The organism is Acinetobacter sp. YH01005, from assembly GCF_013420465.1.
In the GTDB taxonomy this organism is placed as follows: domain Bacteria; phylum Pseudomonadota; class Gammaproteobacteria; order Pseudomonadales; family Moraxellaceae; genus Acinetobacter; species Acinetobacter amyesii.
Genome location: NZ_VOYA01000045.1, coordinates 1 through 8,290 on the forward strand (window position 1 = coordinate 1; position 8,290 = coordinate 8,290).

Below are 8,290 nucleotides of genomic sequence, written 5' to 3' on the forward strand. Positions count from 1 at the left end.
TATAATCAGCGAAGAATTCAAAAAGGCTTGGATTTTAAGACACCAAATCAAATGGCAGAAGACTTTTATCGGTTAGCTGCCTAGAATCTCCCAAGTGAAAGTCTCCTGCTAATTCAGCACACATCATGTTCTAGGTATAGGCATTTACCTTCCCTAATAAGCTTAGCCTCACTATAACTTGCATTATCTGCTCCCCCCGTATATTGAATACGTGGAACAACTATATTTGATTCAATTTTTTCTGTAACTGGACTACAGGCTGCAAGTAAACTTAATAAAATAAATTCTAATCTTTTCATATTAAAGGAATTTTTTGATAAAATCATAATAGAGAAATTAAAGCAAATTATTCCAAAAGGCTCTGATTAAAAATTGTTAAAATTAATAGATATATGAGATAAAATTATGAAAAAATTTTTATATTTTAATTTCTTAGCAATTATTTTGACCTACGTATCTTTGCTTTATCAAAAAAATATATTAGTTGACCGCATAGTTGTAGATAAGCTTGGAGAAGTTGAAGTCATAGCTGGGGGATTTCCTCTACAGTTCCTTATAGATGGTGAAACCTCTCCAGTCGGAAGTATAAGTATCAATCCTTTATTTATTTTCATCGGCATGGATCAATTTGTTTTTCTCAATTTTTTTATTGATTATTTATTTTGGATAAGTATTTTATTTGCTTTTTCTATGATTGTGAAAAAGTACAGAATTGTATAGATCTCCTAAAATTAACATAATACACCTTATACGAAATGCGTTATAATTATCCTTATAATTCAACGCTGTAGTTCCTAGTTGATAGCCCGAGTTTCCATGACCGGGCTTTTTTTATGATTTTTCACGTTCCACGCCTATTATTTAAGCAATGTTTCACGATTTTGATTAGCTCAATTGAATAATCAGGATGACTGGTCTTTTTCTTTTTGGCGTTTATCCAGCTCTTTTTTCAGCTCCTTTTTATCCTGGTACGATGCGATCAGCATGATCGGGATCAACAGTGGGGCCACAATAATGCCTAGGGCAATGTCTTTCAGTTTCGGCATGATCTTTCTCCCTTAGTCATTATCAAAAACAGCATTCAGTACACGGCCAAATAAGCCACGTTTTTTCTTTGTCTCATAATGCGTATTTGGTACGTGTTTTGGTGTTTCATTAGGGCGTGTCACCAATGTCTCATGGGATGTTTTAATTTCACTATCTCTATTATTATCAATAGTTTCACTTATTCCATTATTGTTGTCGCATGGTGCATCATTGGAATGTGTCACTGGTGTATCATGAGACATTTTTTCTTCAGACTCTTTATGCCCTAATAGCAATTGAAAGCGGTCTATTTGATCTAAATAGCGTTTCTCACGATCTTTGTATGACTCAATTTCCTTTTTCATAAAATCAACAAGCTGACGTAAATCAGCATCATCTTTAGACTGATCCACTTCTTGTTTTTGTTCATGCTTTTTGATCGGCTCTCCAAAGCATCGGATGACTTCTGCAATATCAAAAAGACCATCAGCGCTTCGAGATATACGCCCTTCTTTTATGGCCCTATATAGCGTAGAACGACTGACGTTAAAGCGGTTAGATACTTCACTTAGTGATAATTTAGCCATTTACTAAATCCTTTTATTTAATGGCATATATCCCACTTTTTTTAGGTATGGATATAGTTCTTTGATTTTTTCAGGATCGTGAAGCATCTCAGCAATACGAATAGCAAATTGTGGATAGCTTTCAGTTCCCTGGGAATACCGACCCATTTCCGGTAGCTCTGAAAGTTTATTGGCAAACATGTGGCGTTGTGCATCGGTCATTTGGGTAAAGAGATCTACCGTGTTTGGATCTCTTTCTGAAGGTATCGAATCAATTTTTTTATGCTTAAAAGTGAATGATAAGCCTGAGATAGATCTTCCTGTTTTGTACTGTTCGTATTTTACATGTATATCAGTCAGCTCATTGATTTGCTTTATGGCTGGTTCTAAAACACGACTTTTAAAATTAACCATTTTTTGATATTCATTCATCTCAAGTCCTAATTTTTCTCTGAACTCAGATAAAGAAATAACAGGTGTTTTTCCTACGTCTCTCCAAGCAATTAGAAACTCATATAGACGAATAGCATATTTGCTAGTTAGTTGCGCAACCTGTTTAAGTTGATAGCTCGTAAAGTGCTTTTCCAATCTTGTAATAAGAGGAACAACATCTGGTGCAAAGGTAACTTCTAATGTAGCAAGGTCATCAACATATGCAATTCGGCTAACCCAGCGGGATTTGACTACAATTTCTTTGTTTGTATCTTTATGAATTTCCTTAAAAGAGAACTTTCTTTCAAAAAGATTATTAACTGCATTTTTTAGAGCGTTATACGCAGCTTCTTTGGTGACATCAAAGCGAGAAGCATAATCAGAAGCATGGATTTCTAATTTACTGTCGGATGAGATCCCTTGGCCTGTTTCTCTTGCTCTTATTATTGATAAAAGGATAAGCCGTTGCTCGGTTACTTCGAGATTATAACTGGCATTAATTAAGGCATTATCTTTTACTACTAAGTCATTTTTCATAAGACTGCATAGGTTATAAGTGTTATTAAGACTACATTAGCATTCGATGTAATCAAATGCAAAGAAATTGTAGTCTTATGACAAAGAAATTGTAGTCTTATGACAAAGAAATTGTAGTCTTATGACAAAGAAATTGTAGTCTTATCCACCTTGAAAGCCTTGCAAACAAAGGTTTTCAGAGAGTCTAAAAGCATTAAAAACTTTAAAAATAATTAAAAGCCCAGGAAAGGAAAAATTGCCCTTGGTTTTCGCTGCGCTCAAACTCTATTGAATCTCGCTTTCGCTCGATTCGTTGGGGCAATTTTTTGGCTCATTGGGTTGTGACTTTAAAAAAAAGCAAAAGCAGCTCGGAATTCGCTTCGCTCATGAGCTTTTTACTCGCTTCGCTCGACATAAAGCCATCGTAATCAGTTCGCACCCATTCGGGATGCTCTGATTCTGAGTTCTTGATACACAGGGGAGCCTGTAATCAGGGAAAAACAGGTGAAAAAATTTAGATCCCTGTAGTTCGCTCGTAGACACTCGCTAAATGCTCTCATTTGCGATTTAAGAGTTTTTTCTTAACTCAACTATAAATCTACTGTGGTTTAGCAAAACATCGCTAAAAACCCTATTTTTTTGCGTTTAAACAGCATTCACCAAGGTCGGTAATCGTTGTTATTTTCATTTTCTGGTTTTTTAGGCTCATTTTTCTGCTGTTTTTCCAATTCTTGGCGTTTTAAAAATGCCAAATGTTCTCGTTCGTGTCTTTCTTGTTCATAGCGTTGTTCTTTTTGCTCTCGTTCTTTACGTAATTGCTCTCTAAATTCACTTTCTCTGCGATCATTTTCAATTCTTCGTTGGCGATCTACTTCCGCTTGGCGTACTTGCTGCATTCTTTCTTGTTCAATTTTGAGATCATCTGCCCGTTTTGCTTTAAGGAGGGGACTCATATCATCATTAAAATCATGTAGGGTATCGAATGAATGAACGTACTCTCGTTTTAGCTTCTGCCAAAACGTGGGTTTTATCGTTGGTCGTTCAATCCCATTATTTTCCAGTATCTCTGAGCATTGACCTAAGCGTTGGACGACATTCTCAATATCGTATTCTTTAGCAAGTTGTTCGACCTCGGTTGCGTATTCTCTCCAGTTCTCATTTTTTGCCTGTTCTACTGATTTTTCAGTCGCATAAAAATCAGGTTTTTTTATATCTCTGTAAGTATGATGATAAGAGTCATAAAACAAATTATTGCTATGTAGGTAAAAATCGCTTTTGTTTTCTGCTAACCATCGTTTTGTCTTGGTGAGATTTGATTCAATCTGCTTTTGATTATCAGCAGCATTGCTTTGAATGGTGTAAAACTGATTGGCAAATTCTGCATAAATATCTTGGCACCGGATGAAGTCATCATATGCGTTGTCGATCTGTTGAACCTGTTGTTCTTGCAGGCGTTCTTCTTCTAGGTTGAGATTTACTAATTCTGCTAAAAGCTCTTTTTCTTCTGCTTCGGTTAACTGAAGTTCGTTTTCCAGCTGGGTAATCTGATCTTCTAATCGACTTGGAACAATAATTTCTTGATCAAGGCCCTTGATGATCTGTTGGTATTCTCGTGCAGCATCTAAATTTTTGGCTTTGATTGCATCATTTTCAAGTGCAATTCTTGGCAGCACAATTTCAGTGTTACGTTCTTCAAGCGGTCTTTTTTGTTCCTCGTCATATTGTCTGCGAAGTGCTGTAGCTTCATGCCCTTCATGATGAGTGGGTTCAAGAAAGTCTAAGCCCTGATCCTTGTAACTCCGGTGGTCGATGCGTTCGTCTAGTCCGGCATTTTCCAATACTGTGTTTACAACATTGGCAAAAGTTGCTCGGCTGTCCTTCAGGATCTCGGGACCATGGTCGTTGAAGATTCTTTGTTTCTTTCCTAATTCGCCTTTTTCATTGATGAGTCTGGTCGTGAACATCATGTGTACGTGATAGTTTTTATTATTGGTTTCATCGTTATGTTCATGTGGTGCATGGATGCAGGCATCGACAATAACATTGTGCTTGTTCACAAAGTCTCGGCAAAAGTCATCAACGATTTTTATGCGTTCTGCATCTGTTAATTCATGTGGTAAAGCACAGATATATTCTTTGGCGAGTCGTGCATTGGCTTTCATTGAGCCATTGGCATTGAATTCTTTTTTTTCTACTGTATTCCAAAGTGTTTGACGGTCTAAAAGTTTTGTATTGGTATGTTCTGGTGCATAAATATTTTTGTATGCAAGTCCCTTTTTTTTAGTGTAGTCCTGAGTCTTTCCAAAAGTCAGATCCTCTAATTTTTCACAGGCACGATAAGCAGCACAAGCAACGGCTGAACGTCCGTCACTTCGTGAGATGTTGCTTTCATTCAAATGAAAAATTGCCACTTTAAAAACCTAAATTTCTGCATACCGTGGTTTTGATTTTTGCAACTTTGAAAAAGTTGCTGACCATGCTAAAGCGAGGTCATGGGGTACAGGGGTTTCCCCTGTCGCAACGTCCACTTTTGAATGAAATGATAAAAGTGGGTAAGTGCGCCCTTCGTTTCACTCCGGGAAAACTTCGCTTCGCTACGTTTGATATTGCTCGCTTTGTTTTTTGACTCTATGATGATGTTTGGTTATTGATCATCACGGTTTAATACTATGTCAGATATTCAAGAAAAGAAAGATGCAGTTTTAAAGAAGCTCACTAAAGCACAGCAGAAGAAGTTATCTCTACAAGAGCAAATTGAGTATTTGAAAAAAGAACAAGAGCAGATCTTAGAACAGGCAAAACAGAAACAGAATGAGCTTAAACTTAAGCAGCAAAAACTTTTAAGTGAAGCCAAAGCTCAAGAACGGAAAAATGAAACTAGACGGAAAATTTTGCTTGGCGCTTGGGTTTTGAATAAATTTAAGAATGATGAATCTTTTAAACATCAATGGGCTGATTTTGAGCAGTTTTTAAGTGCGGAAAGTAAGACAGAAGAAAATAGACAGAAAGATAAAGAGCTTTTTAATGATCTTTTTAAGGGATAAGTTCTAAATTTCATATAAGAGATTTTATGTTAAATAAAGGTTAACTACTATGAAATGCTAATGTTTGTATTACAGGAGAGGTAGCTCAATTTGTTTGAACAACTAAAAGCTTATTTAAAGTTGAAATTGGCGTAAAATATATAAAACACTCACTTTGTTGAACTGGTATTTTAAGAATGCGAGATGGTATTTACTTCCTTGAATTTCAAGATAATTTTAATGATTTTGGTAATGGAGTTTTTGTAGTACAAAATAATATAATAAATGGTGGAAACTATGCATTTTCCTTTCAAGGTGAAATCATTAATCAAAAATCGAAAGTTATTATAAAACAACATGATAATAGTATAGAAAAAGCTATAAATGAAACTTTAAATGTATCTATTAAAAAGACGAATTATGATTATGAATTATTAGGGAGTATTACTAATAGACCTAATTTAGTCGTTTATATAAAAGCAAAATTTATAGGTGACTTATTTCTAAAATTAACATAATACACGTTATGCGAAGTCAAAAATGGGAGCTCTAAGCTCCCATTTTTAGTCTTTAATGCGCTTTTTCGCTTCGTCATAAACTATGCTGTCAGCTCGTTTCCCAACCGTAATGAGCAAGATAACTACCTGATCATCTTTAACTTGATAAACTAGTCGGACTCCAGCCTTTAATAATTTAATTTTGTAGCAACCTGCAAGATCACCTCTAAGCATATTCTTTGGAATATGTGGCTGCTCTATGACCTTGGCAAGTTTTTTCTTAAATTGATCTCTTATAGCACTAGGAAGCTTTTCCCATTCAGCTGTGAAGTCCTTATGACGTAAAAGCTTATAAGTCATCTAAAGTAATTTCCTCAAACATTTCTTTAGGATCATTAATACGTTTACGAACAATCGCTAATAGCTCGGTATCCTCTTCTGAGAGTAAGGCTTTTTGTACAGGGAGTTTCCCAGTCGCTGCAATGTATTCAAGGACATTTGTAAAAAACTCAGTAGGTGCAATACCTTGTTCTCTTAGAACTGAATAAGATTTTTCTTTAAGGGCTTCATCGACCCTGAAGTTAACAGTAGCCATTATTTTTCCCATTTATTGAATGCATAGGAATATTGTAATGCAAGTTGCATTACGTGGCTAGTTCGTATAATCCGTATTATGTTAATTTCAGAGAAACTATTACAAATAGAATATTACTTTTATATTCTCAAATGAGCCGCTATCTTTCTTAAAAAATACTATAAATAACTGTTATTACTGATTATTATTTTTTAAATCAGGGCGAATTTTATAAATATTATTTTGGAGTTCAAAAATATGACTGAGAGCTTTTCCTATCAGTAAGATATTTTCTCTATTTTCTAGTGATGGATCTGATTGAATCTTACTAGGAATACTGTCTAATAATATTGCAGCTTGATACAAATCATCATTTATTTTTTTTAATTGATCCATTTTTCTCTTCTATATATGTTGGTAAGGATCCCAATCATATTACATTGAGATCCTGATTTATTAGGCCGTGGTATATCTTGTTGTAGCTTCTCTAGTTTCTGAACTAAAAAGGTTTAATAATCTATCCGATGATGGTACAGGAAGATTTGGTGGATTCCAATCACCTGTAGTGATGCATGTATTTAAAGAGTTTCCACACTCTGACATTCCACCGCTACCAGCAGACCCATAGACATCAATACAGTCTGCATAATATTCTGCACACATCACAATTCTTTCGTTAAATAATATGAAGGCGTTGTAGGATCATATGCAAGAGCAAGACTACTAGTTATTATTGTACTAATTAGAACTATTTTTTTTAAGAACATAAGAAAATTGCAAAAGTGCATATTCTAAAAGCGGACATTTCTACTTTGGGCTTACATCTAAGTTTCGTATAACCGCCATTATGTTAAATGGAGGTTAGATTGGTGGAAAACTCCAGTTTTTGAAACTTCAAATAGAAGCTCTTTCGTTCAATTAGTAATTGTAATTTCTATATAAATTTATATTCTATTGAATAATTATTTCATAAATTCTCCTATCATATTTGGCTGCATATGTAGCTACTTCTTGATTAATCTTTTTATGACTTTTATCTACATATGAAAAGATTATTGAATCCTCATTATGCTGCTCATAGTTGATGGCGTATTTATATTCCGAATAAGGATAAAGAGTACCTAAGCTATAAGTTTTTTGAGCACTGATATAAGTTATTTTAAGATCTGTGATTGGGGCATTGGTCCAATTTTTAATAGAAATATATCCATTCTTTTCTAATGGTTGGCATCCTATAATTAAAACTAATGCAAGACAGTAAAATAGGCTATTCTTCATTTTGGTAGTTCTGTTCAATTGGTCTTATGAGTCGACTAATAACTATAACTTTTGAGGTATCACAGCTAGGATCTACTTCAGTTATCCAAGAATAATTATTTTTTTCTAGAGGATAGGATTCTCCGCCTCCATATGCTGCTTTATCACCTAAAAAATAAGTATCCGAATCTACTTTTAGGCTCTTAGTTTCCATATCCCAATCTAGAGTTTTTGTAGCAAAAATTGGCAGAACTTTAGATCCATCAGCATGTTGATGTGTGCTTAAAAAACAGGAGGGTTTAACTTGGTAAACTATACATACTCATTAGGAGTTTACCATGAGCAAGAAACAGAAGACTTACACCGCAGAATTTAAAGCTGAAGCCATAAAAGCCATTG

General features: G+C 34.8%; 12 protein-coding genes. 3 read left to right on the forward strand and 9 right to left on the reverse strand.

Annotation, left to right across the window (positions count from 1 at the left end; all coding sequences use genetic code 11):
• Positions 1-405: 405 nt before the first annotated feature.
• Positions 406-720 carry a hypothetical protein gene (locus tag FTT72_RS15615; RefSeq protein WP_005108843.1) on the forward strand — a complete coding sequence of 105 codons (315 nt, stop codon included), beginning with the start codon at positions 406-408 and terminating at the stop codon, positions 718-720.
• Between the two features lie 182 nt (positions 721-902).
• Here FTT72_RS15615 and FTT72_RS15620 read toward each other — a convergent pair whose 3' ends face one another.
• The 4 genes from FTT72_RS15620 to mobQ form a co-directional block, all read right to left on the reverse strand.
• Positions 903-1,046, reverse strand: coding sequence for a hypothetical protein (locus FTT72_RS15620; protein WP_166135746.1), 144 nt, complete (start codon positions 1,044-1,046; stop codon positions 903-905).
• Positions 1,047-1,058: 12 nt separating this feature from the next.
• Positions 1,059-1,613: a plasmid replication DNA-binding protein gene (locus FTT72_RS15625; RefSeq protein WP_180005593.1), complete on the reverse strand. Its 555-nt coding sequence runs from the start codon at positions 1,611-1,613 to the stop codon at positions 1,059-1,061.
• 3 nt (positions 1,614-1,616) lie between these two features.
• Positions 1,617-2,561 carry a replication initiation protein RepM gene (gene repM, locus FTT72_RS15630; protein ID WP_068912167.1) on the reverse strand — a complete coding sequence of 315 codons (945 nt, stop codon included), beginning with the start codon at positions 2,559-2,561 and terminating at the stop codon, positions 1,617-1,619.
• A gap of 635 nt (positions 2,562-3,196) precedes the next feature.
• Positions 3,197-4,951 carry a MobQ family relaxase gene (gene mobQ / locus FTT72_RS15635; RefSeq protein ID WP_257235117.1) on the reverse strand — a complete coding sequence of 585 codons (1,755 nt, stop codon included), beginning with the start codon at positions 4,949-4,951 and terminating at the stop codon, positions 3,197-3,199.
• Positions 4,952-5,209: 258 nt separating this feature from the next.
• Here mobQ and FTT72_RS15640 point away from each other — a divergent pair, with 258 nt between their 5' ends.
• Both FTT72_RS15640 and FTT72_RS15645 read left to right on the forward strand, forming a co-directional pair.
• Complete coding sequence (locus FTT72_RS15640; protein ID WP_086322809.1) at positions 5,210-5,584, forward strand: hypothetical protein; 375 nt, start codon at positions 5,210-5,212, stop codon at positions 5,582-5,584.
• A gap of 176 nt (positions 5,585-5,760) precedes the next feature.
• Positions 5,761-6,081, forward strand: a complete 321-nt coding sequence (locus FTT72_RS15645) for a GrlR family regulatory protein (RefSeq protein WP_179997607.1) — start codon at positions 5,761-5,763, stop codon at positions 6,079-6,081.
• Between the two features lie 45 nt (positions 6,082-6,126).
• On the opposite strand, the gene FTT72_RS15650 is transcribed toward FTT72_RS15645, so the two are convergent.
• The 5 genes from FTT72_RS15650 to FTT72_RS15670 form a co-directional block, all read right to left on the reverse strand.
• Positions 6,127-6,420: a type II toxin-antitoxin system RelE/ParE family toxin gene (locus FTT72_RS15650; RefSeq protein WP_074947749.1), complete on the reverse strand. Its 294-nt coding sequence runs from the start codon at positions 6,418-6,420 to the stop codon at positions 6,127-6,129.
• Positions 6,410-6,655, reverse strand: a complete 246-nt coding sequence (locus tag FTT72_RS15655) for a type II toxin-antitoxin system RelB/DinJ family antitoxin (RefSeq protein WP_111885987.1) — start codon at positions 6,653-6,655, stop codon at positions 6,410-6,412. The genes FTT72_RS15650 and FTT72_RS15655 overlap by 11 nt, the downstream gene beginning before the upstream one ends.
• A 174-nt stretch (positions 6,656-6,829) precedes the next feature.
• Positions 6,830-7,030 (reverse strand): hypothetical protein, encoded by a 201-nt coding sequence (locus tag FTT72_RS15660; protein ID WP_163146734.1) that lies wholly within the window; start codon positions 7,028-7,030, stop codon positions 6,830-6,832.
• A gap of 555 nt (positions 7,031-7,585) precedes the next feature.
• Positions 7,586-7,912: a hypothetical protein gene (locus FTT72_RS15665; RefSeq protein WP_005108845.1), complete on the reverse strand. Its 327-nt coding sequence runs from the start codon at positions 7,910-7,912 to the stop codon at positions 7,586-7,588.
• A complete protein-coding gene (locus FTT72_RS15670) occupies positions 7,902-8,105 on the reverse strand; it encodes a hypothetical protein (protein WP_257226971.1) in 204 nt (67 codons plus the stop codon). The genes FTT72_RS15665 and FTT72_RS15670 overlap by 11 nt, the downstream gene beginning before the upstream one ends.
• Positions 8,106-8,290 lie beyond the last annotated feature (185 nt).